Source organism: Xanthomonas sp. LMG 8993 (genome assembly GCF_009835065.2).
GTDB classification, from domain to species: domain Bacteria; phylum Pseudomonadota; class Gammaproteobacteria; order Xanthomonadales; family Xanthomonadaceae; genus Xanthomonas; species Xanthomonas arboricola.
Window position 1 is genome coordinate 583,208 of the sequence record NZ_QVIF02000001.1, and the last position, 26,268, is coordinate 609,475.

Genomic DNA, 26,268 nt, shown 5'->3' on the forward strand with positions numbered 1-26,268 from the left:
CCTGAGAAAGTGAGCGCAGGCTATGGCGTGAAAGTTGCGTTAATGTGACAACTTCAGATCGCGCTGCAATCTGATTTTTGTCAACAAAGACAAAGATTTACGCGCGTTTGTTTTTTGTCAGTGTGTGTCATGAGTCTGAACAGACCGCGTCGTATGACAGATGTGACAGTGGCGCAGTTCACCGTTTCAGCGAGCTCAAGCTTATTGCGACCTGAACCAACCAAGTGGAACTGCGGCGTATCAAGCGCTTTGTGCGTCGCACCACTTGCACAGGCGCGTTCTAAATTGTTAGTTTCGAGGCCATGTTTCCTCGATTCCTCCAGTTGCTGTTGGTCTGCCTGCTCGCGCTCACTGCGTGGTCGGCGGCCGATGCGCACAGCCGCATCCACGATGCGCTTGTGGGCGACGGCGTGGCGGTAATGGCGGACGCTGGCGAAGAACGTGATGCAGCCGATGATCTGCAGGGCGACGGGGACGCACAGACCCAGGTCGATACCCATTCTGCAGACGATATCCCCTTGCTCTCCCAGGCATGGCCGGTGGTCGCACGTTATTTCCCCTCTTGGTACGCGCATTACGCGCCGGCAACTCAAAAACGCGACTTGATCCCGCAACTGCGTCCTCCCAACGCAGTGCGCGCCTGATCCTCCGTTAGTCGCGTCAACCGGTGCAGCGCACCGGATTCCTTTGACTTGTTCGTCTTTGCACTTCGCGGTTTGCGCCGCGGAGAGCCATCCGTTGCCTAGAGGTATCTCCCATGGAAAGTTTGCTAGAAGGTTTTCGTCATTTCCGTAAGGAAGTGTATCCGCGCCAGAGTGCGCGCTTTCAGGAACTGGCCGGTGGCCAGAGTCCGCATACGTTGTTCATCACCTGCGCCGATTCGCGTGTCATGCCGGAGCTGATCTTCTCCGCACAGCCGGGCGAACTGTTCGTCTATCGCAACATCGGCAATGTGGTGCCGCCTTACTCCCAGCACGTCAGCGGCGTGGTTGCGGCGATCGAATACGCCATCGCCGTACTGGGCGTGCGGCACATCGTGATCTGCGGTCATACCGACTGTGGCGCAATGAAGGCGGTGCTCAAGCCGGAATCGCTGGAAGACGTGCCGTCCGTGGCGGCCTGGCTCAAGCACACCGATGCAGCGCGTCACGTCACTGCCCATCACGGGCACGATCCGCATAGCCAGGAAGCGCTGAGCTGCATGACCGAAGAGAACGTGGTCTCGCAGCTGGACCATCTGCGTACGCAGCCGGTGGTCGCCGCGCGTCTGGCGGCCGGCACCTTGCGCATTCATGGCTGGATCTATGACATCGCCCATGGCGAGATCCGCGCCTTCGATGCCGAGAAGGGTGGCTTCCGTCCGTTGTTGGCGGACAACACCCCCGAAGCCACCCCACGTCCGCGACTGCAGCAAGTCGTGCGCGCTGAACTCGCCTGACGGAGCACATCATGAACACATCAGGTATCGGCGGATATTTCCGCCAGGGACTGTTCGGACGTGATTTGTTGTCGTCTGTCGTGGTCTTCCTCGTCGCGCTCCCGTTGTGTATGGGCATTGCGATCGCTTCCGGCATGCCGCCGGCCGCAGGTCTGATCACCGGCATCATCGGTGGGCTGGTCGTCGGCTTCCTGGCGGGCTCTCCTCTGCAGGTGAGCGGACCGGCCGCCGGCCTGGCTGTGTTGGTGTTCGAGCTGGTTCGCGAGCATGGCGTTGCCGCCCTCGGTCCGGTGATCCTGCTGGCCGGTGCGATTCAGTTGATTGCCGGCCTGTGCCGCGCAGGTGTGTGGTTCCGGATGACGTCGCCGGCCGTGGTGGCCGGCATGTTGTCGGGCATCGGCATCCTGATCGTGGCCTCGCAGGCGCATGTGCTGATGGATGCCGCTCCCAAGGCGCGCGGCCTGGAAAACTTCGCTGCTTTGCCGGCCGTGGTGTGGCAGGCGATCACCGAAGGAACCGGCCGTACCGCGTTGTTCGTGGGCCTGGCCACCATCGGCATCATCCTGGCCTGGGACAAGCTGCGTCCGCAGCGTCTGCGCTTTTTGCCGGGTGCGTTGATCGCGGTGGTGGTGGTCACGGCGACGGTGCAGTTGCAGGGCCTGAACGTCAACAAGGTCGACGTGCCGACCAATCTGTTCTCGGCGATCAGCATCCCCAGCGTCGCGGACATCTTCGGCGTGTTCAATGCGACCTTGCTGGTGTCGGCGGTGACCTTTGCCTTCATCGCCAGCGCAGAGACCTTGCTGTCGGCGGCGGCGGTGGATCGCATGCATCAGGGCGCGCGTACGCAGTACGACCGTGAGCTGGCGGCGCAGGGCGTGGGCAATATGCTGTGCGGCTTCCTGGGCGCATTGCCGATGACCGGCGTGATCGTGCGTAGCGCGGCCAATGTGCAGGCCGGTGCGGCCACGCGCATGTCCACGGTGCTGCATGGCGGCTGGTTGCTGGTGTTCGCAATGCTGCTGCCGTGGCTGTTGCGGATGACGCCGGTGGCGTGTCTGGCCGGCATCCTGGTCTACACGGGCGTGAAGATGATCAAGATCGGGCAGGTCAAGGAGCTGGCGACCTATGGCCGTGGCACCGCGGCGATCTACCTGGCGACCACCTTCGCGATCGTGGCGACCGACCTGCTGACCGGCGTGCTGATCGGCTTCGGCCTGTCGTTGTTCCGTCTGGCCCTGCATTCTTCGCGCCTGAAGGTGGACGTGCGTGAGCACGAGCACAAGAAGGACGAGATGCATCTGACCCTGCAGGGTTCGGCGACGTTCCTGAAGGTGCCGGCGATGGCGCGTACGCTGGAAAGCGTGCCGCCGAACACCGCATTGCATCTGGACGTGGCCAAGCTGCATCACGTCGACCACGCCTGCATCGAGTTGCTGCGCGACTGGAGCCGGAACGCGGCCTCGCGCGGCTGCGAGCTGGTAGTGGACTGGAAAGAGCTGGATCGACGCGTGGAAGGCCAGCCGACGGTGGAAAGCGCGCTGGTCGAACAGCGCGTGGAGCAAGCCAAGGCGGCGTAGACCTGCTGCAGACGCCCGGCGCTCGCGCCGGGTGACATCTATCGTGACCGGGTGATGCATGGCGCCGCAAGACGCATCATCCCGGTCGCGATTTTTTTTTGGGCGGGGATTGGGGAGTCGGGATTTGGGATTCGTAAAAGCGCACGCTGGCCTTGCCGGCGTGATTGCTTGGCCGTCGGTTTGCGGGTTGGTTGGTTGTTGAGACGCGCGGTTAGCCTTTTGGCGTTGTCGGCCGTGCGCCGGGTGCGGGGGTCTTGTCGCGGTAGCGGCATAGGTCGTGGATCACGCAGCCTGGGCAATCGGGTTTGCGTGCCTTGCAGACGTAGCGGCCATGCAGGATGAGCCAGTGGTGTGCGTCGTGCAGGAATTCGGCCGGAATGACCTTGACCAGCTTGTCCTCGACCACGCGCACGTCCTTGCCCGGTGCAAGACCGGTGCGGTTGGCGACGCGGAAGATATGCGTATCCACCGCCATGGTGGGCTCGCCGAACGCGGTGTTGAGCACGACGTTGGCGGTCTTGCGGCCGACGCCGGGTAAGGCCTCCAGTGCAGCGCGATCGTGCGGCACCTCGCCGCCGTATTGCTCCAGCAGGATCCTGCAGGTGGCAATGACGTTCTTGGCCTTGGCGTTGAACAGGCCAATCGTGGCGATGTAGCGCTTCAGGCCTTCTTCACCCAGATCGAGAATGTCGCGCGGGGTATTGGCCACCGGGTACAGCTTGCGGGTGGCCTTGTTGACGCCGACATCGGTGGCTTGTGCCGAAAGCAGCACCGCGATCAGCAACTCGAACGGCGTGGTGTATTCCAGCTCGGTGGTCGGGTGCGGATTGAGCTCGCGCAGGCGCGCGAACATCTCCTGTATTTCGGGCTTGCGCATGTTGCTGCCGCGCCGTGCCGGCGCGGTGACGTGGATCGCGTTCATGGCTGTGCTCCACCAGCGGCCTTGGCCTTGGCGCGCGTCAGGATGGCCGCAGCCAGCGGCGGTAATGCGGCGGCCGCCGGTTGGCTGGGCGCCGCTGCCGGCGTCCGGCGTGCATCGCGTTCGGCAGCGCGACGTTGCAGGCGCGCGGCGCGTGCACGGTAGCGGTCGCGTGCTGCCCAGGCATCGCGTAGCCGTTGTTGTGCGGCCAGCAGCACCGCGCTCAGTTGCGGGCAGGCCGGATCCAGCAGGTCGTCGCGTGGATCGGGCCGGTACTCCATCAGGCCCAGTGCCAACGCACGATCGAGATCGTCGGCGTGGACGCAGTCGAACAGCTGCAGGGCCAGTGGACGTGGTGCCGATGTGGGGTCGAACGTCATGGCAGGCCGATCAGCGGTTGAGAAAGTGCGCGGGGCGTTTTTCGAGAAAGGCGCCGGTGCCTTCGCGCATGTCGTCGCTGGCGAACAACAGCGCAAATTGCGCGGTCTCTAGCTGCAGGCCTTCCTCGATGGCGCATTCGCCACCGAACACCACCGCATCCAGGATGCCGCGCAGCGCGAGCGGTGCGGCGGCGGCTAGGCGTTGTGCCAGGGCGAGGGTTTCGTCCTGCAATGCCTCCGGCTCGACCACGCGATTGACCAGACCCAACTGGAACGCGCGCGCAGCATCGATCGGCAGGCCGAGCAGGCACAGTTCCAGCGCTGCCGCTCGCCCGGTCAGACGCAACAGCCGTTGCGTGCCGCCGAAGCCGGGGATCAGGCCAAGATTGATTTCCGGCTGCCCAAGACGCGCGCTGGATGCGGCGATGCGCAGATGGCAGGCCATTGCCAGCTCCAGCCCGCCGCCAAGTGCAAAGCCATTGACCATGGCGATCACCGGCTTGGGCATGCGCTCGATCCGGCGCATCAGCTGCTGGCCGAGCAGCGAGAACTCGCGGCCCTGCATTGCCGACAGATCGCGCATTTCGGCGATGTCCGCGCCGGCGACAAACGCCTTGGGGCCGGCACCGGTCAATACCACCACGCGGATGTCGTCCGCGCTCGCTGCCTCGGCGAAGGCGTGATCCAGCGCCTGCAGCGTTTCCTGGTTCAAGGCGTTCAGTTTGTCCGGTCGATTGACCGTGATCGTCCGTACACTGGCGTGGTCGGCGATCAGAATGACGTGATTGGACATGGAAATCCTTACGAACGTAAAAAATTAGTAAATGCGGAACTTCCGAAAGCCTTGCTGGTCATAGCTTTCGTGATAAGTAGCGGTTCGCTATCGCGGCCGCTATCCTAGCGCGTCATCTCAGGCGGCAGACCCGTCCTGTGCCACCACCCTGGAGAATTGTTTGATGAAGTTGCGTTCTATCGCGGTCGCTGTGGCGGCCCTGGCCCTGACGGGCAATGCACTGGCCCAGGACACGACGTCCGAGAAGGGCAAGTTGAGCTACTACTTCGGCTATGACTACGGCAACAACCTTGCCGAACTCACCGGCCGCGGCGAGCAGCTCGACATCAACTCGGTGGTAAAGGGTCTGCAGGACGCCTATGCCAAGAAGCAGCCGGCGATCACCGCCGACCAGCTGAAGCCGGCTGTCGAAGCGTTCCAGAAGCGTGAGCAGGGCCGTGCCCAGCAGGCCAAGGCCGAATACGACAAGGCCGCTGCTGCCAACAAGACCAAGAGCGACCAGTTCCTGGCCAAGAACAAGGGCACCGCTGGCGTGCAGACGCTGCCGAGCGGCGTGCAGTACCGCGTGATCGAAGCCGGCAAGGGCGCCAAGCCGACCCAGGCCAGCACCGTGCAGCTGGAAGTGGCCGGTCCGTTCCCGTTCGGCGACCGCGAGAAGGCCCGTCCTGCGCAGCAGATCCCGGCCATCAAGGTCAGCGAAGTCGAAATGCAGGCGATGCGCGACACGCTGCTGCAGATGCCGGCCGGCTCGAAGTGGGAAGTGACCCTGCCGCCTGAGAAGGCCTACGGTGCCGACCCGCGTACCCCGTTCCCGCCGAACGTGGCCGTGCAGTTCGAGATCAAGCTGGTCAGCGTCAAGTAATTGCGTTTGCTGTTGCTGTGACAACGCCGGCCACCAGGCCGGCGTTGTCGTTTGGGTCCACCGGATGCGCGACAGGATGGACGGACGGCGTGAGGATGCGGTGCGGCGGGAGCCAGCGATGAGCGACACGGATTCGAACCGCAGTGGCCTGCCCAGCCCGTGTATCGGTGTATGTTCGTTGGACGCGCAGGCGCACTGTGTCGGCTGCCTGCGCAGCCTGGATGAAATTGCACGCTGGATGAGCATGAGCGACGGCGAACGTCAGGAGTATCTGCACACGGTTCTGCCCGCGCGCGCGTTGGCCGCGCGGCTGCCCGAATGTGCGCAGCTGCAGCGTGCGTTGTATGCGCTGGACACCGCGCCCGACGGGCCGGGCTGGAATCATGCCGAATTGATCGACCTGACCGAAGGCGGCGCGTCTGCCGAGGCCGCGGTGCTGTGCGGTCTGGTGCCGCGCGCGCAGGGCACCATGGTGCTGCTGACCCGGCGCACCGACAGCCTGCGTCACCATGCCGGACAGGTCAGTTTTCCCGGTGGCCGGGTCGAGCCGTCGGATGCGGATGCGGCCGCTGCGGCCTTGCGCGAGAGCTGCGAGGAAATCGCGCTCGGCGCCGGCCAGGTGCATGCGCTGGGATATCTGGATCCGTTTCTGACCGTGAGCGGGTTTCGCGTCACCCCGGTGGTGGCGGTGATCGATCCGGCGTTCGTGGCGGTGCCGCAGCCGGATGAAGTGGCCGAGGTGTTCGAGGTGCCGTTGGCCTATCTGATGGACCCGGACAATCTGCGCAGCGTGGAGCTGGAGTTTCGCGGCCGGCCACGCCGCGTGCTGGAATACGACTGGCCCGGCCACCGCATCTGGGGCGCCACCGCGGCCATTCTCCTCAATCTTCGTCGTCGTCTGGAGCAGGTTGCATGAGTGCGGAACCCTACTGGACCACGCTGGTCGACAGCGCCACGCTGGCCGCGGCATTGCCGCATCCGCAGTTGCGACTGCTGGACGCGCGCGCTGCGCCACCGACTGCGCCGGACCCGGATGCAGCGCGCAAGGCCTATGCACAGGGGCATCTGCCAGGCGCGCACTACGCCGATCTCGACGAGGATCTGGCCGATCTGTCACAGCCTGCGCAAGGGCGGCATCCGCTGCCGACCAGCGCGGCATTCGCCAGGCGGCTGGGCGAGTGGGGGATCGACCCGGACAGCCAGGTGGTGATCTACGACGCCGCCGACGGCAGCATGGCCGCGGCGCGGGCATGGTGGATGCTGCGGTTGTTGGGGCATCGCCGCGTGGCGGTGCTCGATGGCGGGCTGGCCGCCTGGCGCGCGGCGGGGTTGCCGGAAAGCACCGAGCCGCCGGCACTGCACGATGGCGCGGCATACCCGGGCAGCTTCGATGGCGATGCCGTGGTCGAGGCCGAGCAGATCCTGGCGCGGCTGGATCAGGCGCCGGGCTGGTTGCTGGATGCACGCGCCGCCGAGCGTTTTCGCGGCGAGGTGGAGCCGGTCGATCCGGTGGCCGGGCATGTGCCCGGTGCGGTGAGTCGTCCGCTGGGTGTGAGCCTGCGCGATGGTCGCTTCAAGCCGGCCGAGGAACTACGCAGCGAGTTGTCTACGCTGCTGGGCGCGTATCGCCCCGAGCAGGCAGTGGTGATGTGCGGCTCGGGCGTGACCGCCTGCCATCTGCTGCTGGCGCTGGAAGTGGCCGGCTTGTCGGGCGCGCGCGTTTACGCCGGCTCCTGGAGCGGTTGGTTGCAGGATGCGACACGCCCGGTCGCGACCGGCCCCTGATTGCAGGCACAATGGCGGCAGGAACGGTGACCTGTGGGGACGCAGGTTCGCTGCGCGGAGCGCAGTTTCTCGCAGTGCTGGGTGACTCATGCGGTTGCAGTTGCAGGTCGGCGCGCTGTGCGTCGCGATGCTGTCGATGGCGGCCTGTTCGGCGGGATCGACCGCCGACGCCAACGGTGCGCGCATCGCCGGTCGTGGACAGAGCGACCGCCATGCGGTGTATCAGGTCGAACTCGAACGTGCACGCGCCGAGCGCTTGCAGCGCTTGCGCGCGCCCGACGGTTGGCTGAGCTACACCGGCTCCGGGCGTGTGCGCGCAGGCCGTTACCAGGTGGGCAGCGATCCGCGCAGCGATCTGGTATTGCCGGCCGGTCCTGCGCAGCTGGGGCAGCTGACGCTGGATGGCGACGGCCGCGTGCACTTCGACGCCGCCGCACATGTACCGGTGTACTTGAACGGGCAGCGCGTCGATCGCGTACGCCTGGAGCCGGAGCGCGCAGGGCAGCGGGGCGATCGCCTCGATGTGGAAGGGCGGCAGTTCTATCTGGTGCAGACCGGCAGCTTGTTCGGCTGGCGTTTCCGCGACCCGGCAGCGCCGCTGCTGAGCCATTTCGCCGGGCTGGAATATTTTCCGACCGATCCGCACTGGCGCATCCAGGCGCGCTGGCAGGCGTATCCCACCCCGCGCACGACCACGCTGCTGACGTCGATCGGCACGCCGCTTACCGTCGAGATACCGGGCGAGGCGGTGTTCTCGCGCAATGGCCAGGAGTACCGCTTGCAGCCGATCGTCAGCGACGACGGGGAGGGCCTGTTCTTCCTGTTCGCCGATCGCACCAGCGGCAAGGAAAGTTATGGCGGCGCGCGTTATCTCTACACCGCGCCGCCACACGATGGCCGGCTCGTGCTCGACTTCAATCTGGCCGAAAATCCGCCCTGCGCGTTGACGCCGCATGTGGTCTGCCCGATCGCATCGCCGGAAAATCGCCTGGATCTTGCGGTGAATGCGGGCGAGAAGACCTACCGCGCAGCCGAGCGTTGAGCGCTGTACCAGCGAAGGCAGAATGCTGTTTCGATGGGGGCACCGCTGCTAGCGCGGTGCATGCGACCAGCTGACCGCCGCTTCGATCTGCGGCCACGGAAACAGCGGGCCGGGATCGAGCTTGCGCTGGATCTTGCGCGACGGATCGTCGCTGGCCGCTTCCTGGGTGGTGTCCAGTGCCTGGTGGCCGGCAATCCGGCGTACCGACGGCAACTGTTGTTGCAGCCATTGCAGCAGCGTGATCAGCGCGTTGATCTGCACCTGCGGGTACGGTTCGTTCATGCACTGATGGCGCGAGTCCAGCCAGTGCGGATAACGGCCGCTGTTGACCAGTTCGATGCCCAGCGTATGCGGGTTGTGGCCGCGTACGTGATGCGCGACGCGCTCCAGCGCGACGTACTGCTGGATGCTGCCGTTGCGGTCGATGTAGTAATGCCCGCTGTTGCCGGTGCCGCTGTCGTAGAGCACGCGTTCGCCGTATTCGCGCGCCATCGCCATGTCGGGCAATTCGGTGCAATGGATGACCACCATGTCGATCTGCGTGAGCGCACGTCGCGCCAGCCGCGATTCGTAGGACAACGGCGCGTAGGTGATCGGTGGCGACGGCAGGACGGCATCGGACATGGGGCGGATGCTAGCATTCGACGATGGCTTTGAATCCCGACAGCCCTTTGGGCAAATTGATGGCAACCCTGCCGCAGACCGGCCAGGTGACCTGGATCGGCGTGCGCCCGGCGCGCGACGTGGACATGATCGAGGTGGACGCGGCGCAGGCCACCACCGGCATCGGCCTGGTCGGCGACCGCTACAAGGGCGGCAGCGGCAAGCGTGGCGTGACCCTGATCCAGGCCGAGCATCTGCCGGTGATCGCAGCGCTGGCCGGTCATACAGCAATTGCGCCGGCCACCTTGCGCCGCAATCTGGTGGTGTCCGGCATCCCGCTGATCGCCTTGAAGGGGCGGCGCTTCCGCATCGGCGATGTCGAGCTGGAAGGCACCGACCCCTGCGATCCGTGCTCGCGCATGGAAGATGCGCTGGGCGCGGGCGGCTACAACGCCATGCGCGGCCATGGCGGCTTGTGCGCGCGCATCCTGCGTGGCGGCGTGCTGCGCATCGGCGATACGGTGCAGGCGCTATGAGCCGCGGTCACTGCATCCTGTCGCACGGCTTCGAGAGCGGCCCGGATGCGCTGAAGGTCACCGCCCTGGCCGATGTCGCCGGGCAGCTGGGCTGGACCCACGAGCGCCCGGACTACACCGATCTGGACGCACGCCGCGATGTCAGTTCGCTCGGCGACGTGCAGGGCCGGCTGCAACGCCTGCTGGAGATCGCGCGGGCGGCGGCCGACAAGGGCCCGCTGGTGCTGATCGGCTCCAGCCTGGGCTCGTACATCGCTGCGCAGGTGTCGTTGCAGGTGCCCACGCGCGGACTGTTCCTGATGGTGCCGCCGACCCGGATGGGGCCGTTGCCGGCACTGGATGCGGCGCGCGTGCCGATTTCCATCGTGCATGCCTGGCGCGATGAATTGATTCCGGCCGGTGAGGTGATCGCCTGGGCGCAGGCGCGGCATGCGCGCTTGCTGCTGGTCGACGACGAACACCGGCTGGCGTCGCATGTGGATGCGTCGGCGCGCGCCTTCGCCGAACTGTTGCAGAGCCTGTGATGCGCAATGGTCTGAAGACAAGCGGGCCGCGGGGCCTGCGATGAACGTGCTGATTCGCGAAGCCAGCGATGGCGATGCTGCGGCGATCGAGCTGCTGACGATGGTCGCGTTCATGCGCGACGAACATAGCCGCCACGACGAGCAGCATGTGATCGCCGCCTTACGCAACGACGGCGCGCTGGCGCTGTCGCTGGTGGCCGACCACGACGGGTATGTGGTCGGCCACCTGGCGGTATCGCCGGTGTCGCTGTCGGACGATTCGCCCGGCTGGTACGCATTGGGGCCGCTGGCGATCGGGCCGGGGCATCAGCGCCAGGGGCTGGGCACGCGCCTGGTGCAGGCGGCGCTGGGCAGCTTGCGCGAGCGTGGCGCCGCCGGTTGCCTGGCATTGGGCGAGCCGGCCTTTTTCCGGGGTCTGGGCTTTGCGGTGGAGCCGGGGCTGGTATTGCCCGGCGTCCCGGCGTCCGAGCTGCAGGCGCTGGCGTTCGGCGACCGGCTGCTGCCGCTGGCCGATGTCGCCTATCACCCGGCCTTCGGGCTGGGTTGAGTCCAGCCGTTGGCGACCGCTTGGCATGATCCACGCCAGGCACTGGGTCGGCAGGGGATGGTTTCCGCGGGCTTGAGGACGCAGGGACACCGGATCCCGGCAATTGCGTACCGGCGAGCGCTCGCCGCGGTTTCCGGGGGCGCCAGGAGGTCGGCGAGGTGCTGGCCTGCAGGAGCGTGAACCGCCTTGAACGCCGGTGCTCGCCATGCTGGGCTTGACCGCGGCCACGCCTGCGATTTGGCCTGGCTCGCAGGCTGACCTACACTTTGCCGCATTGCCCACTGTCTGAGGATTGGTCCAATGCGCCATTGATGCCGCCGTCGTGATGACGGCCTTACCCGCTGCCGGTCCGGCTGGATCGGTGCGTGTGCTGGCATGCAATGGAGACCCGTATGACCTGTCCGTCGCTGACGCTGGAAAGCGTTGCGTATGTGCTGCCCGATGGCAGCCCGCTATTTTCCGATCTGTCCATCCACATCGACCAACGCGCCACCGGCCTGGTCGGGCGCAATGGCGTGGGCAAGAGCGTGCTTGCGCGCCTGCTGGCCGGCGAGGTGCTGCCCAGCGCAGGGCGTTACGTGCGCAACGGCAGCGTGCATTACCTGCCGCAGCGCGTGCGCGTGGCGCCGGGGCAGAGCATTGCCGAACTGGCCGGTGTCGCGCCGCTGCTGGATGCGCTGGACCGTATCGCCGCCGGCAGCGTTGCGCCCGCCGATTTTGAACTGGTCGGCGAGCGCTGGACCGCCCATGCGCAATTTGCCGCAGAACTCGAACGACAAGGTCTGGGTGGGCGCGATCCGCGTGCACCGGCCGCGCAGCTCAGCGGCGGCGAAGCGACGCGCGTGGCACTGGCCGGTGCGTTTCTGACCCGGCCGGACCTGTTGATTCTGGACGAGCCCAGCAATCACCTGGATGGCCCGCAACGGCAGCGGCTGATGGATCAGTTACTGGCGTGGAGCGGTGGCTTGCTGGTGATCAGCCACGACCGCGACCTGCTCGATGCGATGCAGCGCATCGTTGAATTGTCCGCGCAGGGGCTGCGCAGCTACGGCGGCAATTACACGTTCTATGCACAGCAGCGCGCCATCGAACAGCAGGCGGCCAGCGAATTGCTGGCCCAGCGCAAACAGGCGCGTTCACGCGGTGAGCAGGCGCTGCGCGAACAGCAGCAGCGTCAACAGCAACGCCAGGCACGCGGCGCGCGTGCCGCAGGGCAGGCCAACCAGGCCGCGATCCTGCTCGGCGCGCAGAAGCAGCGCAGCGAGCTCAGCGCGGGGCGGCTGCAACAGCAACGCCAGGCCGAACAGGCGCGGCTGAGCGAGGCTGTGGTGCAGGCCGCAGCGCTGGTGCAGGACGACCCCACGATCGCGCTCCTGGCGCCGACATCGCCCGCCGGTGCATCGCGGCAGCTGGCCACGCTGCAGCAGGTGGAGCTGGCCGACGGACGGCTGGGCGGGCGGCGGGTGGACCTGCTGCTGCATGGGCAGCCGCGGATCGGCCTGGTCGGCCCCAACGGCAGCGGCAAGTCGTCGTTGCTGCAGCTGCTGGCCGGGCACCTGCAACCCAGCGCGGGGCGTTGCCAGGTGCATGTGCCGGCGGCGTATCTGGATCAGCACCTGGGGCTGCTGGATCCGGCGCGCTCGGCCGCGGCGCAGCTGCAGGATGCAGCTCCGGACGCGCCAGCACACGCGCAGCGGCTGCGCCTGGCGCTGCTGGGCCTGGACCAGCAGCGTGCCGACCTGCCCACCGGCCAGCTCAGCGGCGGCCAACGGCTCAAGGCGGCACTGGCGTGTGCGCTGTACCGGGCGCAGCCGGCGCAACTGCTGTTGCTGGACGAGCCGACCAACCACCTGGACCTGGCCGCGGTGGAAGCGATCGAGGCGCTGCTGCGCAGCTACCAGGGGGCGCTGATCGTCGCCTCGCACGATGCCGCCTTCCTGCAGCGGCTGGGCCTGCGGCAGCGCCTGGAGACTGCGCAGCCGCAGTGGCGGCTGGCGCCGTGGTGAACCGCGCGGCGGGCGATCGGGCCGGCGGGCTGGTAAAGCCGGCTCCGATGGCCGACCATTTGCGCCCCGCCCGCGGCGGCCACGGCTTTGCCCTCCCGGGCGCCGGCCCAGCGTCCTGCTCCCACGCTCGCCCCCACGGCCAGCGTCTCCATCGATACCTGCCTACGTGAAATTCTTCGCATCCTGTGCCAAGGGCCTGGAATACCTGCTTGCCGACGAGCTGCTGTCGCTCGGTGCCAGCAAGGCCACCGCCACCATCTCCGGCGTCAACGTCGAAGGCGACCTGCGCGACGCGCAGCGCGCCGTGCTGTGGTCGCGCCTGGCCAGCCGCGTGTTGTGGCCGCTGAGCGAATTCGATTGCCCGGACGAGGACGCGCTGTATGCCGGGGTGGCCGAATTGCCGTGGGACGAGCACTTGTCCGTCGGCCACACGCTGTCGGTGGACGCGCATGTCTCCGGCACCGCGATCACGCATGCCCGTTACGCGGCGCAGCGGATCAAGGACGCGGTGGTCGACACCATGCGCAGACAGGGCCTGGAACGTCCATCGGTGGACGTGGACAGCCCGGATCTGCGTTTGAACCTGTCGCTGCGCAAGGGCCGCGCCACCATTTCGGTGGATCTGGGCGGCGGCCCGCTGCACCGGCGCGGTTGGCGCATGGCGCAGAACGATGCGCCGCTCAAGGAGAATCTGGCTGCGGCGGTGTTGCTGCGCGCCGGTTGGCCGCGCGCCTACGCCGATGGCGGCGGCCTGCTGGATCCGATGTGCGGCAGCGGCACCCTGCTGATCGAAGGCGCGCTGATGGCCGCCGACGTGGCGCCCGGCCTGCAGCGCTATGGCAGCGATCTCCCCAGCCGCTGGCGCGGCTTCGACCGCGAGGGCTGGCAGCAACTGGTGGGCGAAGCGCGCGAGCGCGACAGTCTCGGCCGCGCCGCGCTCCGGCAGGTGATCCACGGCAGCGACATGGACCCGCATGCGATCCGCGCCGCGAAAGAAAATGCGCAAGTGGCTGGCGTGGCCGAGGCCATCTGGTTCGGCGTGCGCGAGGTGGGCGACCTGCAGACCCCGCCGCAGGCCACCGGCGTGGTGGTGTGCAATCCGCCTTACGACGAACGTCTGGCCGCCGATGCGGCGCTGTATCGCCGCCTGGGCGATACCCTGCAGCGCGCCGTGCCGCAATGGCGGGCCAGCCTGCTGTGCGGCAACGCCGAGCTGGCGTATGCCACCGGCCTGCGCGCGGGCAAGAAATACCAGTTGTTCAATGGCGCGATCGAGTGCGCGTTGATCGTCTGCGACCCGATCGCGGTGCCGCGGCGCACCCCGCTGGCGGCGCCGACCGCGCTCAGCGAAGGCGCACAGATGGTTGCCAACCGCCTGCGCAAGAACCTGCAGAAGTTCAAGAAGTGGCGCGCACGCGAAGGCATCGAATGCTTCCGCGTCTACGACGCCGATCTGCCGGAATACTCCGCCGCCATCGACGTGTACCAGCAAGCCGATGGCGATCGCCGCGTGTTTCTGCATGTGCAGGAATACGCGGCGCCGGCGACGATTCCGGAAGCCGACGTGCGCCGCCGTCTGGGCGAACTGCTGGCCGCCGCACGCGAGGTGTTCGAGGTGCCGGGCGAACGCGTGGCGCTCAAATCACGCGAGCGCGGCAAGGGCGGCAGCAAGTACGGCCGCTTCGAGCAGCGCAACGAGTTCATCAACGTGCGCGAGCATGGCGCGCTGCTGCGGGTGAATTTGTTCGATTACCTGGATACCGGCCTGTTCCTGGATCATCGCCCGTTGCGCGGCACCATGGCCATGCAATCGAAGGGGCGGCGCTTCCTCAACCTGTTCTGCTACACCGGCGTGGCCAGCGTGGAAGCGGCGGTGGCCGGTGCGAGCTCGACCACCAGCGTGGACCTGTCCGGCACCTATCTGCAGTGGTGCGCCGACAACCTGGCCCTGAACGGGCAGGCCGGCAGCAAGCACAAGCTGGTGCAGGCCGACGCGCTGGCCTGGCTGGAAGCCGAGCGCGCGCATTTCGACGTGATCTTCTGCGACCCGCCGACCTTCTCCAACTCCGCACGCGCCGAAGACTTCGACATCCAGCGCGAGCATGTGCGGCTGTTACGCGCGGCAGTGGCGCGCCTGGCGCCGGGTGGGGTGCTGTATTTCTCCAACAACTTCCGCCGCTTCAAGCTCGACGAGGAACTGGTGGCCGAGTTTGCGCAGTGCGAGGAAATCAGCCCGCGCACCATCGACCCGGATTTCGAGCGGCATGCGCGCATCCATCGCGCCTGGCGGTTGACCGCCTGAGGAAGTGGCCCGGTGACGTCTGGCCGGGCAGTACGCGCAGGGCGCGCGGGGGATTGCCGCGCCCGTTGCGCTGACGTGCGCCGTGTCACCGGTGGCGCCCGATCGCGCAGGCGCGTCCGCGCAGGCGAGGGCGGGGCGGCTAGCCAACAAGCCCACCACAGCGCTGCGGTATGCTGATTCGCATGCTCTGGAGTCAACGATGACCGCACCACCCCGGATTGCCTTTCTCGCCAGTCACGCCGAGCCGGCGGTGACCGCGCGCGCGCGTCTTGTGCAGCGCTATGGCGATCATGCGCTGGACACCGCCGACATCGTCTGCGCCCTGGGCGGGGACGGCTTCATGCTGCAGACCCTGCACCGGCACGGCGCTGCCAGCAAGCCGGTGTTCGGCATGAAGCTGGGCTCGGTCGGGTTCTTGATGAACCAGTACCGCGACGACGAGGACGACCTGCTCGCGCGTCTGCAACGTGCCGAACCGGCGCACCTGCGCCCGCTGGAAATGCAGGTGCAGACCGAGTCCGGTGCCAGCACGGTGTCGCTGGCCTACAACGAGGTCTCGCTACTGCGCCAGACCCGCCAGGCCGCGCACCTGAGCGTGGATCTCAATGGCCAGACCCGCATCGCCGAGCTGATCGGCGACGGTGTCATGGTCGCCACGCCAGCCGGCAGCACCGCCTACAACTATTCCGCGCACGGGCCGATCCTGCCGCTGGGCTCGCACACGCTGGCGCTGACGCCGATCGCCCCGTATCGCCCGCGCCGCTGGCGTGGCGCCATCCTCAAGGCCGACACCGAAGTGTGCTTCCGCGTGCTGGACCCGTACAAGCGCCCGGTCAGCGTCACCGCCGACTCGCACGAGATCCGCGACGTGGTCGAAGTGACCATCCGCGAATCCACCCAGCGTCAGGTGACGCTGCTGTTCGATCCCGAACACAATCTGGAAGAACGCATCTTCAGCGAACAGTTTGCGGTTTGAGGAGCGGGGATTGGGGAGTGGGGATTTGGGATTGGCAACGGCAGCAGCGCGACGTGCAGCCGAGCCTGCGCGTGCCCAAGGTACGATGCAGTGCAAGTAACCATCTCAAATCCCAGAACATTCGTTGTTGCTCCAACCCATTCCCCAATCCCGATTCTCCATTCCCGGCACCCCTATGGCTGATAACTCCCCAAGACTCCTGACCGTCGCAGTGACCTCGCGCGCGCTGTTCGATCTCGAAGAAGGCCACGCGCTGTTCGAGGCCGATGGCGTGGAAGCGTATTCGGCGTTCCAGCGCGAGCATGAGGACGACATCCTGGAGCCGGGCGTGGCCTTTCCGGTGGTGCGCAAGCTGCTGGCGCTCAACCACGATGTGCCCGAAGAAACCCCGCGTGTGGAAGTGATCCTGCTGTCGCGCAATTCCGCCGACACCGGGCTGCGCATCTTCAATTCGATCCAGCACTACAACCTGGGCATCGTGCGGGCGACCTTTACCTCGGGTCAGCCGACCTGGCCGTACGTGAAGCCGTTCGGCACCGACCTGTTCCTGTCGGCCAACCCGGAGTCGGTACGGCGTGCGCTGACCCATGGCATTGCGGCGGCGACCATCATGCCGCGCGCGCCGGGCGAACGCGCCGAGGCCGCCGCGGCGATCGTGGACAACGACGAAAGCCGCCTGTCGACCCAACTGCGCATCGCCTTCGACGGCGATGCGGTGATCTTCGGCGACGAGAGCGAACGCATCTCGCGCGAGCAGGGCGTGGAGGCATTCGGGCGCCACGAGCGCGAACGTGCGCGCGAGCCGTTGTCGGTGGGGCCGTTCCGCAATTTCCTGTCGGCGCTGCATACGCTGCAGGCGGCATTCCCGCCGGGCGAGGCCTCGCCGATCCGCACCGCGCTGGTCACCGCGCGCTCGGCGCCGGCGCACGAACGGGTGATCCGCACCCTGCGCGAGTGGGGCGTGCGTCTGGACGAGGCGCTGTTCCTCGGTGGGCGGCACAAGGGGCCGTTCCTGGAGGCGTTTGGCGCGGACATCTTCTTCGACGATTCGCAGCACAACATCGACAGTGCGCGCCAGCACCAGCACGTGGCGGCCGGCCACGTACCGCATGGCGTGGCCAACGATCCGCCGGGCAGGTGAGCGAGGCACCGAAGCCGGCCGGACGCGCCGCGCTGCGCTCCAGCTGGCGCCAGCTGGAGTTGTACTTCGCCGACGACACCGTGCAGACCCGCATGTCGCGCTGGGCACCGTACCGGCTGATGCTGCCATATACGCGCGGCATGCTGGCGGCGCTGTGGCTGCAGCCGCGGCCCGAACGCATCGGCCTGATCGGCTTCGGCGGCGGCGCGCAGGCCAAGTTCTGCCACCGCTATCTGCGCAGCACGCGTATCGAGGCGGTGGACGCCGATGCGCAGGTGCTGGCGTTGCGCGATGCGTTTGGCGTGCCGCGCGACGATGCGCGGCTTGAGGTTACGCACGGCGACGGTGCGCAATGGATCGGCACGCGTGCCGGGCGCTACGACCTGTTGCTGCTGGATGCCTACGATGCCGATGGCATCCCACCGGCGTTGTGCACGCCCGAGTTCTACGCCGATTGCCGCGCTGCGCTGACGCCAGGCGGTGTGCTGGCGCTGAACCTGTTCCAGGTGCCGCTGGCCGGGCATCTGGCCGCGCTGCGCGAGGTATTCGATGGGCGGGTGCTGCTGCTGCCCGAGCCGGATCCGCGCAACCAGTTGCTGTATGCCTGGAACGGCAAACGCACGCCGGGCACTGCGGAGCAGGCGCTGGCGACGTTGCCGTGGCCGGCGCGCCGGCAGCTGCGGCCGTCGATGCTGCGGCTGCAGGCAGCGTGGATGGAGCGGGCCTGGCGGTTTTCGTAAGCCGCTGTCCGGCGCGCGGCGTCAGCCTGCGAAGGAGAACACTTCGACCGCGCTCGCAGGCGCGCGGTCATGGGGGCAGCGGAGTTTCCGCATCTGCCAGCGGCAGTTGGATATCGGTCAGCCGCCAGCGCAGCCCTTGGCGGGTCAGCACGAACACCACCGGCGCTCCGGTCGCGGTGCGGGTGGTGGCGGTGAAGCGGCGGGTGGATTCGAAGCGCTGCTCGGCGCCTTGCAGCGGACGCGCCGGCGCCGGGGCCGCATAGGTGTCCGGGCTGACGGTGGTGCCGGTGACGCGATTCCACACGCTATGGCCTTGCAGCAGCGCGCCGATGCCCAGCGGCGTCACCAGCGTGTCCACGCCGGCACCGCTGATACCGCTGGCGAGCTGCAGGGCGAACCCGCCGAGCAGGCTCGATTGCATGCGGCTGCCGGCCTGGCGGACCAGGTAATCGTCCAGCTGCGCCTTGAGGTTGACCCGCAGGCTGGGGAAATCCACATGGCGTTCCAGTTGCGCCGTGTCGCGATTGGCTACGGCCTGGCTGATGCCGCGAATGGCCAGGTACGGGCCTGCAACCACATAGCTGACAAGCAGCAGCACGGCCAGTACGGGCAACAGCAACCAGCGTTTGTTCATGGTGTGCAGTCCATCGCGGTGGTTGGTGCAAGACGCAGCGATGCACAGCGCCGCGCAGCGAGAGATCGCTTCGGTGTGCCGACCGCCGGCGCCGCGTCGATGGCCGTCGGCGCCGCGCGATCCATCAAAATTCCAGATCCAGCGCGGCGCACAGGTAATCGACGAACGGCGCCAGCACCACCAGGTCGGCCTCGATGGTCTGGCGCAGGCGCGGGCCGGTCATGACGGCATCGTCGAGATGACGCAGGTACGCCCAGTTGCGATGCTTGAGATCGTCGATGAACTCGAACTCGTTGGGAAAGCCGCGCGGTGCACGCACCAGTTTCTCGCTGTCGTCCAGCGCGAACTTGCGGCGCAGTCTGGGTTCGTAGGCGGCCGCTTTCCAGTTGGCGGGATTGTCGAAGATGAACTGGCGCAGCTTGCGCTGGGTGTCCGGCTCCGGATGCCACAGGCCCGCTCCGACGAAGCTCTCGCCCGGCTGCAGATGGATGTAGAACGACGGCGCCGGCACCTGGCGGCGGCGCTCATGGAACAGGCGCGCGCCCTGCCAGTTCTTGTACGGCGACTTGTCGTTGGAAAAACGCGCATCGCGGTAGATGCGAAACAGCGAGCCGCCCTGGGTCTTGGGGTCGGCGCGATAGTGCTCGCTGACCTCGGCCAGGGCCGGCTGCAGGTCGGTGATGAGCTGCAGGAACGGCTGGCGCACATGCGCCTCGTACTGATGCCGGTGATCGTTGAACCAGGTCTTGTCGTTGTGGCGCGCCAGTGCGCGCAGGAACTTGAAACTGGCGTCGGAAAAATAGGTGGTCATAGCGTGCGTTGGAGGTCCAAACCCCAGGCGGCGAGCTGATCGAGCAGGGACTGCTTGGTAGCATCGTCGGGGTGAGCAAGCCGTAAATCCGCGATCTGCGCATGGAACTGATCGAGCGTGACCTCGCCCAGGCCACGGTCTTCGAGCAGGCGCTGGCGACGGTAGACGTTCCAGCGTTCCTGCTCTTCGAACGACAGCGTCTGCGGCCAGTTGCGCGCGCGGTAGCGGAACAGCAACTCGACCAGGCGCGGGTCGCGAAAGCGCGACTCCAGCGCGCCCAGTTCGGCCGGCGCACTGGCGCGCACCTGCGCCAGCAGGCGCTTGTCGCCTTCGGCCAGGAAGCCGTCATAGAGCGAGGCATCGGCATCGTTGACCGCCGGCGCCGCAGCACGCTCGTTGCCGTACACCTGGCGCACTTTTTCGGCCAATTCAGGGCCGAGTTCGCGCAGGCGTGCAGCCTTGGCCAGCACCGCGTCGTGGTCGATGCCCAGGCGCTGGAAATCCGCTGCGCGCAGATGCTGCCAGGCCACCAGCGCCGGCGACTTGTTCAAGTGCACTTCCTTGAGCGGAATGCGCTGCTCGCCCTCGGGCAGGTCGGCAGCGCGGATATACAGCCGGTCGGCGATCTCGTCGGGGCTCAGGCGCAACAGCACTTCAGGGTCGCCATCCAGATCGAACACGATCACGCGGCTGTCGATGCGCGGATGGCGCGTCAACGGCAGCACCGCGGCGGCGCACATGCGCGAGGCGGGATAGCGCTGCGAGATATGCAGCACCGGCTGCATCGCGATGACGTCCAGCAGCGTCGCCGCAAAGCGCTTGTCGCGCAGACGCAGCGCGTAGTCCCACAATTTGGGTTGATGCTGCTGGAACCTGCGTGCCATGCCGATGGTGGCGTACACGTCCGACAGCGCCTCGTGCGCGTCGCCTTCGCGCACTGCGTTGGCATCGGCCAGGTGTTCGAGCTTGAATGAGGTGGCGCCGTCTTCGCGCTGCGGCCAGACAATGCCGTCCGGGCGCAGCGCATGCACCAGCCGCAACACGTCGAGCAGATCCCAGCGCGAATTGCCGCCGCGCCACTCGCGCTCGTACGGGTCGTAGAAATTGCGGAACAGCCCGCAGCGCACGAACTCGTCGTCGAAGCGGATCGAGTTGTAGCCCAGCGTGCAGGTCTGCGGCCGGCTCATCTGCTCAGAGATGCGCGCGAACGCTTCGGCCTCGCTCACGCCTTCGCGCAGTGCGTGTTGCGGGGTGATGCCGGTGACCATGGTCGCGTACGGCGAGGGCAGCAGATCGTCGGCTGGCTGCACGTAGAAACTGATCGGCTCTTCGATCACGCGCAGTTGCGCATCGGTACGCACCGCGGCGAACTGTGCGATGCGCGTGCGGCGTGGATCCTGGCCGAAGGTTTCCAGGTCGTAGAAGAGAAAGCTGTCAGGCATGCCGTATGAAATCCAGATCCGCGGCGCACTGCGCGGGCGCCGCCAATGCTGCCTAGTATCTCTTATTCGCGCCTACGCCTGCTGACGCCGGCCTGTGCGGATGGATCAGTGCGCGCCTTCCAGCGGCTGCAGACGCGCATGCACGACCGTTTCCAGCGCGGCCCAGTCGATGCGCGACAGGTCGCTGTGCCCGCGCGTGGCCTCGACCAGGATCTGGCGCTGGATCTCGCTGCGCGCCAGGGCGATCGAGTAGCGCGTGCGCAGGAAGGTCACCATCGTGTAATGCGGCACGAAGCGGGTGGGCCAGCGCGCCTGCAATTGCTGTTCGAGCGCGCGTTGCAGCAGGAAATCGGGATCGTCGACGCGGTCACGCATTTCCAGGTAATTCTCCAGCGCCATCTGCTGGATCGCTCCGGCGTCGTCACGGCGTGCGGCCTGGAACGCGGCAAACGCGGTTTCCAGATCCTCGTGCGCATCCAACTGCTCTGCCAGCGCCACGCAATCTTCGAACGCGCAGTTCATGCCCTGGCCGTGGAACGGCACCATGGCGTGCGCGGCGTCGCCGATCAGCAGTGCGCGGCCGCCCAGATGCCAGCGGTCCAGGGTGAGGGTGCCGAGCAGGCCGGGTGGATGTTCTTCCCAATGCTCCTTGAGTTGCGGGATCAGCGGCAGGGCATCGGGAAAATCACGCGCGAACAGGGCCAGCGCTTCGTCGCCGGTACGCGTGGTGGCAAAGCTGGGCTCGCCGGCGTTGGGCAGGAATAGCGTGACGGTGAAGGTGCCGCCGTCGTTGGGCAGCGCGATGCACATGTAGCGCCCGCGCGGCCAGATATGCAGCGCGTTGCCTTCGATGCGGAAACCGCCACCGGGCAATGGCGGAATTTCCAGCTCCTTGTAGGAGTGATCGAGGAATTCGGTGCGCTCGCCCAGCGGCGACTTGCGCTGCATCGCCGCGCGCAGCGCCGAGCCGGCGCCATCGCTGCCGATCAGGCTCTGGAAGTGGATTTCGTGCGGCTGGTCGTCGCGGTCGTCGATGAAGCGCGCATAGCCGGCATCGAAGTCCACCGTGTGCAGGCGGCGATAGAAATGCACGCGTGCGCCGGCGCGTTCGGCCAGATCCAGCAGTGCGACGTTCAACGCGGCGCGGTGGATCGACCAGATCACCTCGCTGTCGTCGCGTCCATAGCGTTGCAACTGCGGTTCGCCAATCAACGGATGCACCATGCGCCCGCGCATCATCACCGCCTTGGCCATCACCGCGTCTTCGGCACCGGCCTGGCGCAGCGCATGGCGGCCGCGCTCGGCCAGCGCCAGGTTGATCGAGCGGCCGGACTCGTAGCCCTTGATGCGCGGATCGCCGCGGCGCTCGTAGACGGTGACCTGCCAGCCGCGACGCGACAACAGGATGGCCAGCAGGCAACCGGCCAGGCCAGCGCCGATCAAAGTCAGGGAACGGGGAGAGACTGCGCTCAATGCGGTATCCGGCAGCGGCCGGACGCAAGTGCCGGCGAAGGGGGGAACGGGGATGGCTGGCAACGGCACCTGCCGCGATCAGCCAGGTGCGGGTTCGGAGTGTACGTGCGCGTGTGCCGGTTCCGGCCCACGCACCGATCTGGTCGATGGCACAGTCTGTGCCGTGCGTACTCAGGCGCTGGCCCAGGTTTCCACCTGTTCGACCAACCGATGCAGATCGCTGAAGCGGTTGTACAGCGGCACCGGTGCGATGCGGATCACGTCCGGCTCGCGCCAGTCGCCGAGTACGCCGACCGACTGCAGGTACTCGAACAGCGAGCGCCCCTGCGCGCGGCCACCGGCCACCCGCAACGACAGCTGGCAGCCGCGTTGCGCCGGCTCGGCAGGGGTGACGATCTGCAGCACCTGCGGCACGCGGGCGTGGATCAGCTGTTCCAGGTGCCCGGTGAGTTGTTCGGACTTGGCACGCAGCGCCGGCATGCCGGCCTGATCGAACAGCTCCAGCGACGCACGCAGCGGCGCCAGCGCCAGCACCGGCGGATTGCTCAGCTGCCAGCCTTCGGCGCCAGGCGAGGGCACGAACTGCGGCTCCATGCGGAAGCGGCTCTGCTGCTCGTGTCCCCACCAACCGGCCATGCGCGGCAGGTCGCTGTTGGCATGGCGTGCGTGCACGAAACAGCCACCCACCGCGCCGGGGCCGGCGTTGAGATATTTGTAGTGGCACCACACCGCAAAATCCGCGCCGTCGTCGTGCAGCGTCAACGCGATATTGCCGACCGCATGCGCCAGGTCGAAACCCACCATCGCGCCCTGCGCGCGTGCCAGCCGCGCGATTTCGCCCAGCTCGAAGGCCTGGCCGGTGCGGTACTGGATGCCGGGCCACAGCACCAGCGCCAGCCGCGGACCGTGCCGTACGATGGCATCGGCGATCGCCGCCATCGATACCGTGCCATTGGGTTGGTCGGCTTCCACTTCGATCAGCTGCGTGGCCGGATCCAGCCCATGCAGGCGCAGTTGCGATTCCACCGCATGGCGGTCGGACGGAAACGCGCCGGCTTCGATCAGGATGGCGCCACGTTCGGGCGTGGGCCGGTAGAAGCTGGCCATCATCAGATGCAGGTTGACGCTCAGCGTGTTCATCGCGACCACTTCGCCGGGCTGTGCGCCGACCACGCGCGCCAGGCCATCGCGCACCAGCTGGTGATAGGTCAGCCACTGGGTGGGACCGGTGAAGTGGCCTTCCACCGCGAGCGCGCCCCACTGGTCGAGCACCTCGGCCACCATCGCACGTGCGCCACGCGGCTGCAGGCCCAGCGAATTGCCGACGAAATAGGTCTGGTCCTGGCCGGCATGCTGCGGGAACACGAAGTCATCGCGCAGGTGGCGCAGCGGGTCGGCGGCGTCCAGGGCAACGGCATGGGCGCGGGACAGCAGGTCGGTCATGATCACGGCTCGCAACGCAGGTCAGTGACGCAGTTTACCCGCCGGCACCGTGTGCGCCGTCATGCACGGCCGCTGGCTCGGCTGCAGCGCTGGTCGAGGCTGGCCGGGCAGGGCGCAGTAGATGCGTCAAGGTGCCGATACTGTCGGTGATGCGGTCGATGGTGTCGGCCAGTGCGGCGGTGGCGGGCGAGCCGTCGGGCAGGGCGGCCAATGCATCGGACAGCTGGCGCTCGGCGCTGCGCAAGGTGGCCGCGGCGGGAATGCCGCCGTCGACCAGGCAGGCGATCAGCTCGGACAATGCCTGGTCGGCCTGTTGCGCGAAGGCGGGCAGCGCTTCCAGCGCAGGCAGGGGATGGCCGTCGCGCAGCACCGCCTCCAGCGACAGGGTGGCGCGGATCAGCCGGTTGCCGTTGGCCAGCAAGGATTCGGCGAGTTTGAGCTCGTGCAGATTGCGTCGGCTGCGTGGCTCGCCGCGCAGGCGTTCGATCGAGGCCTGCGCGTTGGTGCGCGCCACGCGTGCGGCAGCGCGGGTGTCGCCCAGATCGTCCATCCTGCCGAGCAGCAGATTGCGCAGATGATCGCGATAGGCGCTCAGCAACTGTGCCAGTGACGCGCGGATATGCCGGCGCTCGCGCGTGGGCCACACCGCGTAGGCGATCAACGCCCAGGCACTGCCGGCGACCGTGGCCTGCAGACGCGCACCGATGGCCTCGCCCGGTGCCACGCCTTCGAAGGACAGCAGCAGCACCAGCATGCCGGTCAGAAACGCCACGCCGATGCCGTAGTTCACCTGCGTCAGCAGACGGAAGCCCAGGCAGAACAGCGCCAGCAACGCCAGGCGGACGCTGGCGCCGTCCATCGCCAGGTGCGCCAGCAAGGTCGCCACCAGCAGGCCGACGAAGGTGCCGGCCACGCGCAAGGCGCCGAAGCTGAAAGTGCCGCCGAAATCCGGCTTGAGCACGATGGCGGTAGTCATCGGAATCCAGAAGCCGTGCGGGATCTGCTGCCAGCGCTGGAAGGCGATCGCCAGCGCCAGGCACACGCCGCAGCGCAAGGCATGCCGGAACGCCACCGAGGACAGATCCAGGTTCGCGCGCAGCGTGGCCCAGGTCGCTGCGGGCCGCAGGGCCGCCGGCAGGCGCGCTTCGGCCAGCTGCGCCTGGATCTCGCCACGGCTGCTGGCCCAATGCGCGTTGCGGATCAGGGCGCGCAGCTGGCCGCCGAGGCCTTGCGCGCGCGCCACCGCCACGCGCACCAGCCGGCGCTCGCGGGTATCGGCGTTGTCGTGCTGGAACTGCGCCAGTGCGGCGACCAGATCGTCGAAGCCGGTCATCGAGGCATTGGCGGCGAGCGGGTCTTCGCCCACCGTCATCGCATGCGCGAGCTGTTCCAGCACGATGGCGCTGCGTTCGAGCACGCGCTCGATCGCCGGGCGCGCCTGCGAGTCGGTCAGGCGGGTATCGACATCGGCCAGCGACAGCAGCTCGAGCCGTACGCGCTCGCACAGCTCGGCGATGATGCGGAAGCTCTGCACGGCGATCGCGCGCGAGCGATGCTCGCCATGCAGCATCACCATCGCATCGAGCACTTCCTGGGTGGCCGGTGGCGGGGCGCTGGCTTCCGGACGCTGGCGTGCGATGCCGGCCAGTTGACGCATCAGGTCGGCCAGCGCGAAGCGCTCCGGGCGATAGCGTTGCAATGGCCAGGCCGCCAGTGCCAGCACTACCTGGAGCAGGCCGCCGGCGAAGATCAATGCCGCCACGCCCGCGGCCTGCTGCACCGGCAGGCGCATGTCGGCGCTGACCACCAGCAGGATCATGCTGGTCAGCCCCACCCGCGCTGCCACCGGGCCCAGTGCCACCAGCAAGCCGCCGCCAAGGCCGAGCAGCAGCCCGGCGATCACCAATGCCGGGGTGTTGTGGCCGACCCAGATGCCGAGCAACGCAGCCAGGCCCGCTGCCAGCGCGGCCATCAGCATGCGCTGCAGACGCGCACGGTACGGGCCGGGCTGGTCGGTGAACATGGTGTTGAGCGCGCCGGTACACACGGCCAGACCGGCGGCGACATGCCCGGTGGCCACGCCGACCGCCAGCGGCAGCACCACCGCGGCGGTGTTACGCAACGCAACGCGCAATGGCACGTCGCGCGGCTTGAGGTCGATCAGCGTGCGCAGCATGGCATGGGGTTCAATGCGGACGCACGGCGCGGCTGCGGCGCGTGCACACGCTCGAAACACGGCGCGCTGCACACAGCTGCTGCATCGTCATTGCGTTGCGCGGCATTGCGAGGGC

General features: G+C 67.4%; 27 protein-coding genes. 16 read left to right on the forward strand and 11 right to left on the reverse strand.

Going from position 1 to position 26,268, the window contains the following annotated elements:
* Nucleotides 1–80: 80 nt before the first annotated feature.
* Entirely contained in the window at nt 81–500 is a 420-nt protein-coding gene (locus DYQ94_RS02455) for a hypothetical protein (protein WP_241235237.1), read from the reverse strand.
* Here DYQ94_RS02455 and DYQ94_RS02460 point away from each other — a divergent pair.
* From DYQ94_RS02460 to DYQ94_RS02470, 3 genes are all read left to right on the forward strand, one after another.
* Nucleotides 399–644, forward strand: coding sequence for a hypothetical protein (locus tag DYQ94_RS02460; protein ID WP_226427117.1), 246 nt, complete (start codon nt 399–401; stop codon nt 642–644). The genes DYQ94_RS02455 and DYQ94_RS02460 overlap by 102 nt on opposite strands.
* Nucleotides 645–757: 113 nt before the next feature.
* Complete coding sequence (locus tag DYQ94_RS02465; protein ID WP_016902474.1) at nt 758–1,438, forward strand: carbonic anhydrase; 681 nt, start codon at nt 758–760, stop codon at nt 1,436–1,438.
* A gap of 11 nt (nt 1,439–1,449) precedes the next feature.
* Complete coding sequence (locus tag DYQ94_RS02470) at nt 1,450–3,018, forward strand: SulP family inorganic anion transporter (protein ID WP_024940435.1); 1,569 nt, start codon at nt 1,450–1,452, stop codon at nt 3,016–3,018.
* 211 nt (nt 3,019–3,229) lie between these two features.
* Here DYQ94_RS02470 and nth read toward each other — a convergent pair whose 3' ends face one another.
* The 3 genes from nth to DYQ94_RS02485 are packed head-to-tail and all read right to left on the reverse strand — an operon-like array spanning nt 3,230 to nt 5,110.
* Nucleotides 3,230–3,940: an endonuclease III gene (gene nth, locus DYQ94_RS02475; protein ID WP_126965586.1), complete on the reverse strand. Its 711-nt coding sequence runs from the start codon at nt 3,938–3,940 to the stop codon at nt 3,230–3,232.
* The gene (locus DYQ94_RS02480) at nt 3,937–4,317 is read right to left on the reverse strand and encodes a hypothetical protein (protein ID WP_126965587.1); all 381 of its coding nucleotides are present in this window, start codon (nt 4,315–4,317) and stop codon (nt 3,937–3,939) included. Before DYQ94_RS02480 ends, nth begins: the two co-directional genes overlap by 4 nt.
* Nucleotides 4,318–4,327: 10 nt before the next feature.
* Nucleotides 4,328–5,110, reverse strand: a complete 783-nt coding sequence (locus tag DYQ94_RS02485; protein ID WP_102256278.1) for an enoyl-CoA hydratase-related protein — start codon at nt 5,108–5,110, stop codon at nt 4,328–4,330.
* A 163-nt stretch (nt 5,111–5,273) separates the two neighbouring features.
* Here DYQ94_RS02485 and DYQ94_RS02490 point away from each other — a divergent pair, with 163 nt between their 5' ends.
* From DYQ94_RS02490 to DYQ94_RS02505, 4 genes are all read left to right on the forward strand, one after another.
* Nucleotides 5,274–5,972, forward strand: coding sequence for an FKBP-type peptidyl-prolyl cis-trans isomerase (locus DYQ94_RS02490; protein ID WP_016902469.1), 699 nt, complete (start codon nt 5,274–5,276; stop codon nt 5,970–5,972).
* Nucleotides 5,973–6,090: 118 nt separating this feature from the next.
* Nucleotides 6,091–6,888 (forward strand): CoA pyrophosphatase, encoded by a 798-nt coding sequence (locus DYQ94_RS02495; RefSeq protein ID WP_039511746.1) that lies wholly within the window; start codon nt 6,091–6,093, stop codon nt 6,886–6,888.
* The gene (locus tag DYQ94_RS02500) at nt 6,885–7,757 is read left to right on the forward strand and encodes a sulfurtransferase (protein WP_024940682.1); all 873 of its coding nucleotides are present in this window, start codon (nt 6,885–6,887) and stop codon (nt 7,755–7,757) included. The genes DYQ94_RS02495 and DYQ94_RS02500 overlap by 4 nt, the downstream gene beginning before the upstream one ends.
* Nucleotides 7,758–7,845: 88 nt before the next feature.
* The gene (locus DYQ94_RS02505) at nt 7,846–8,799 is read left to right on the forward strand and encodes a DUF1684 domain-containing protein (protein WP_024940681.1); all 954 of its coding nucleotides are present in this window, start codon (nt 7,846–7,848) and stop codon (nt 8,797–8,799) included.
* A 48-nt stretch (nt 8,800–8,847) separates the two neighbouring features.
* Here the strand turns inward: DYQ94_RS02505 and DYQ94_RS02510 are convergent, their stop codons facing one another.
* Nucleotides 8,848–9,423: an N-acetylmuramoyl-L-alanine amidase gene (locus DYQ94_RS02510; RefSeq protein WP_115043289.1), complete on the reverse strand. Its 576-nt coding sequence runs from the start codon at nt 9,421–9,423 to the stop codon at nt 8,848–8,850.
* Nucleotides 9,424–9,446: 23 nt separating this feature from the next.
* Between DYQ94_RS02510 and DYQ94_RS02515 the strand changes: the two genes are divergently transcribed.
* The 9 genes from DYQ94_RS02515 to DYQ94_RS02555 all read left to right on the forward strand — a co-directional run bounded on the left by DYQ94_RS02515 (nt 9,447) and on the right by DYQ94_RS02555 (nt 18,174).
* The gene (locus tag DYQ94_RS02515) at nt 9,447–9,938 is read left to right on the forward strand and encodes an MOSC domain-containing protein (RefSeq protein WP_024940679.1); all 492 of its coding nucleotides are present in this window, start codon (nt 9,447–9,449) and stop codon (nt 9,936–9,938) included.
* Nucleotides 9,935–10,462: an alpha/beta hydrolase gene (locus DYQ94_RS02520; RefSeq protein WP_126965588.1), complete on the forward strand. Its 528-nt coding sequence runs from the start codon at nt 9,935–9,937 to the stop codon at nt 10,460–10,462. The genes DYQ94_RS02515 and DYQ94_RS02520 overlap by 4 nt, the downstream gene beginning before the upstream one ends.
* A 40-nt stretch (nt 10,463–10,502) precedes the next feature.
* Entirely contained in the window at nt 10,503–11,009 is a 507-nt protein-coding gene (locus DYQ94_RS02525) for a GNAT family N-acetyltransferase (RefSeq protein WP_126965589.1), read from the forward strand.
* A 392-nt stretch (nt 11,010–11,401) separates the two neighbouring features.
* On the forward strand, nt 11,402–13,015 hold the full coding sequence (locus DYQ94_RS02530) for an ABC-F family ATP-binding cassette domain-containing protein (protein WP_126965590.1): 1,614 nt from the start codon (nt 11,402–11,404) through the stop codon (nt 13,013–13,015).
* Nucleotides 12,994–13,185, forward strand: coding sequence for a hypothetical protein (locus DYQ94_RS02535; protein ID WP_126965591.1), 192 nt, complete (start codon nt 12,994–12,996; stop codon nt 13,183–13,185). Before DYQ94_RS02530 ends, DYQ94_RS02535 begins: the two co-directional genes overlap by 22 nt.
* The gene (gene rlmKL, locus DYQ94_RS02540) at nt 13,182–15,317 is read left to right on the forward strand and encodes a bifunctional 23S rRNA (guanine(2069)-N(7))-methyltransferase RlmK/23S rRNA (guanine(2445)-N(2))-methyltransferase RlmL (protein ID WP_024940675.1); all 2,136 of its coding nucleotides are present in this window, start codon (nt 13,182–13,184) and stop codon (nt 15,315–15,317) included. Before DYQ94_RS02535 ends, rlmKL begins: the two co-directional genes overlap by 4 nt.
* A gap of 199 nt (nt 15,318–15,516) precedes the next feature.
* The gene (locus DYQ94_RS02545) at nt 15,517–16,293 is read left to right on the forward strand and encodes an NAD kinase (RefSeq protein WP_016902458.1); all 777 of its coding nucleotides are present in this window, start codon (nt 15,517–15,519) and stop codon (nt 16,291–16,293) included.
* 175 nt (nt 16,294–16,468) lie between these two features.
* The gene (locus tag DYQ94_RS02550) at nt 16,469–17,434 is read left to right on the forward strand and encodes a 5'-nucleotidase (RefSeq protein ID WP_024940674.1); all 966 of its coding nucleotides are present in this window, start codon (nt 16,469–16,471) and stop codon (nt 17,432–17,434) included.
* Nucleotides 17,431–18,174, forward strand: a complete 744-nt coding sequence (locus tag DYQ94_RS02555; RefSeq protein WP_024940673.1) for a spermine/spermidine synthase domain-containing protein — start codon at nt 17,431–17,433, stop codon at nt 18,172–18,174. Before DYQ94_RS02550 ends, DYQ94_RS02555 begins: the two co-directional genes overlap by 4 nt.
* A gap of 67 nt (nt 18,175–18,241) precedes the next feature.
* On the opposite strand, the gene DYQ94_RS02560 is transcribed toward DYQ94_RS02555, so the two are convergent.
* From DYQ94_RS02560 to DYQ94_RS02585, 6 genes are all read right to left on the reverse strand, one after another.
* Nucleotides 18,242–18,808: a DUF2939 domain-containing protein gene (locus DYQ94_RS02560; protein WP_126965592.1), complete on the reverse strand. Its 567-nt coding sequence runs from the start codon at nt 18,806–18,808 to the stop codon at nt 18,242–18,244.
* A 124-nt stretch (nt 18,809–18,932) separates the two neighbouring features.
* Nucleotides 18,933–19,619, reverse strand: coding sequence for a DUF2461 domain-containing protein (locus DYQ94_RS02565; protein ID WP_024940671.1), 687 nt, complete (start codon nt 19,617–19,619; stop codon nt 18,933–18,935).
* Nucleotides 19,616–21,061: an exodeoxyribonuclease I gene (gene sbcB, locus DYQ94_RS02570; RefSeq protein ID WP_065032408.1), complete on the reverse strand. Its 1,446-nt coding sequence runs from the start codon at nt 21,059–21,061 to the stop codon at nt 19,616–19,618. The genes DYQ94_RS02565 and sbcB overlap by 4 nt, the downstream gene beginning before the upstream one ends.
* A gap of 105 nt (nt 21,062–21,166) precedes the next feature.
* The gene (locus DYQ94_RS02575; protein WP_126965593.1) at nt 21,167–22,534 is read right to left on the reverse strand and encodes an FAD-dependent oxidoreductase; all 1,368 of its coding nucleotides are present in this window, start codon (nt 22,532–22,534) and stop codon (nt 21,167–21,169) included.
* 171 nt (nt 22,535–22,705) lie between these two features.
* Nucleotides 22,706–23,977: a kynureninase gene (gene kynU, locus DYQ94_RS02580; protein ID WP_065032423.1), complete on the reverse strand. Its 1,272-nt coding sequence runs from the start codon at nt 23,975–23,977 to the stop codon at nt 22,706–22,708.
* Nucleotides 23,978–24,011: 34 nt separating this feature from the next.
* Nucleotides 24,012–26,153 carry an FUSC family protein gene (locus DYQ94_RS02585; RefSeq protein ID WP_126965594.1) on the reverse strand — a complete coding sequence of 714 codons (2,142 nt, stop codon included), beginning with the start codon at nt 26,151–26,153 and terminating at the stop codon, nt 24,012–24,014.
* Between the last annotated feature and the right edge of the window lie 115 nt (nt 26,154–26,268).

What these genes read in the sequence shown, in the direction of transcription:
- DYQ94_RS02550 (WP_024940674.1), top strand. Translation starts at nt 16,469, where the DNA reads ATGGCTGATAACTCCCCAAGACTCCTGACCGTCGCAGTGACCTCGCGC.
- DYQ94_RS02490 (WP_016902469.1), top strand. Translation starts at nt 5,274, where the DNA reads ATGAAGTTGCGTTCTATCGCGGTCGCTGTGGCGGCCCTGGCCCTGACG.
- DYQ94_RS02510 (WP_115043289.1), bottom strand. Translation starts at nt 9,423, where the DNA reads ATGTCCGATGCCGTCCTGCCGTCGCCACCGATCACCTACGCGCCGTTG.
- DYQ94_RS02470 (WP_024940435.1), top strand. Translation starts at nt 1,450, where the DNA reads ATGAACACATCAGGTATCGGCGGATATTTCCGCCAGGGACTGTTCGGA.
- DYQ94_RS02465 (WP_016902474.1), top strand. Translation starts at nt 758, where the DNA reads ATGGAAAGTTTGCTAGAAGGTTTTCGTCATTTCCGTAAGGAAGTGTAT.
- DYQ94_RS02525 (WP_126965589.1), top strand. Translation starts at nt 10,503, where the DNA reads ATGAACGTGCTGATTCGCGAAGCCAGCGATGGCGATGCTGCGGCGATC.
- kynU (WP_065032423.1), bottom strand. Translation starts at nt 23,977, where the DNA reads ATGACCGACCTGCTGTCCCGCGCCCATGCCGTTGCCCTGGACGCCGCC.
- sbcB (WP_065032408.1), bottom strand. Translation starts at nt 21,061, where the DNA reads ATGCCTGACAGCTTTCTCTTCTACGACCTGGAAACCTTCGGCCAGGAT.
- DYQ94_RS02560 (WP_126965592.1), bottom strand. Translation starts at nt 18,808, where the DNA reads ATGAACAAACGCTGGTTGCTGTTGCCCGTACTGGCCGTGCTGCTGCTT.
- DYQ94_RS02505 (WP_024940681.1), top strand. Translation starts at nt 7,846, where the DNA reads ATGCGGTTGCAGTTGCAGGTCGGCGCGCTGTGCGTCGCGATGCTGTCG.
- DYQ94_RS02500 (WP_024940682.1), top strand. Translation starts at nt 6,885, where the DNA reads ATGAGTGCGGAACCCTACTGGACCACGCTGGTCGACAGCGCCACGCTG.
- DYQ94_RS02485 (WP_102256278.1), bottom strand. Translation starts at nt 5,110, where the DNA reads ATGTCCAATCACGTCATTCTGATCGCCGACCACGCCAGTGTACGGACG.
- nth (WP_126965586.1), bottom strand. Translation starts at nt 3,940, where the DNA reads ATGAACGCGATCCACGTCACCGCGCCGGCACGGCGCGGCAGCAACATG.
- DYQ94_RS02530 (WP_126965590.1), top strand. Translation starts at nt 11,402, where the DNA reads ATGACCTGTCCGTCGCTGACGCTGGAAAGCGTTGCGTATGTGCTGCCC.
- DYQ94_RS02515 (WP_024940679.1), top strand. Translation starts at nt 9,447, where the DNA reads ATGGCTTTGAATCCCGACAGCCCTTTGGGCAAATTGATGGCAACCCTG.
- DYQ94_RS02455 (WP_241235237.1), bottom strand. Translation starts at nt 500, where the DNA reads ATGGGTATCGACCTGGGTCTGTGCGTCCCCGTCGCCCTGCAGATCATC.
- DYQ94_RS02585 (WP_126965594.1), bottom strand. Translation starts at nt 26,153, where the DNA reads ATGCTGCGCACGCTGATCGACCTCAAGCCGCGCGACGTGCCATTGCGC.
- DYQ94_RS02565 (WP_024940671.1), bottom strand. Translation starts at nt 19,619, where the DNA reads ATGACCACCTATTTTTCCGACGCCAGTTTCAAGTTCCTGCGCGCACTG.
- DYQ94_RS02545 (WP_016902458.1), top strand. Translation starts at nt 15,517, where the DNA reads ATGACCGCACCACCCCGGATTGCCTTTCTCGCCAGTCACGCCGAGCCG.
- DYQ94_RS02495 (WP_039511746.1), top strand. Translation starts at nt 6,091, where the DNA reads ATGAGCGACACGGATTCGAACCGCAGTGGCCTGCCCAGCCCGTGTATC.
- DYQ94_RS02480 (WP_126965587.1), bottom strand. Translation starts at nt 4,317, where the DNA reads ATGACGTTCGACCCCACATCGGCACCACGTCCACTGGCCCTGCAGCTG.
- DYQ94_RS02520 (WP_126965588.1), top strand. Translation starts at nt 9,935, where the DNA reads ATGAGCCGCGGTCACTGCATCCTGTCGCACGGCTTCGAGAGCGGCCCG.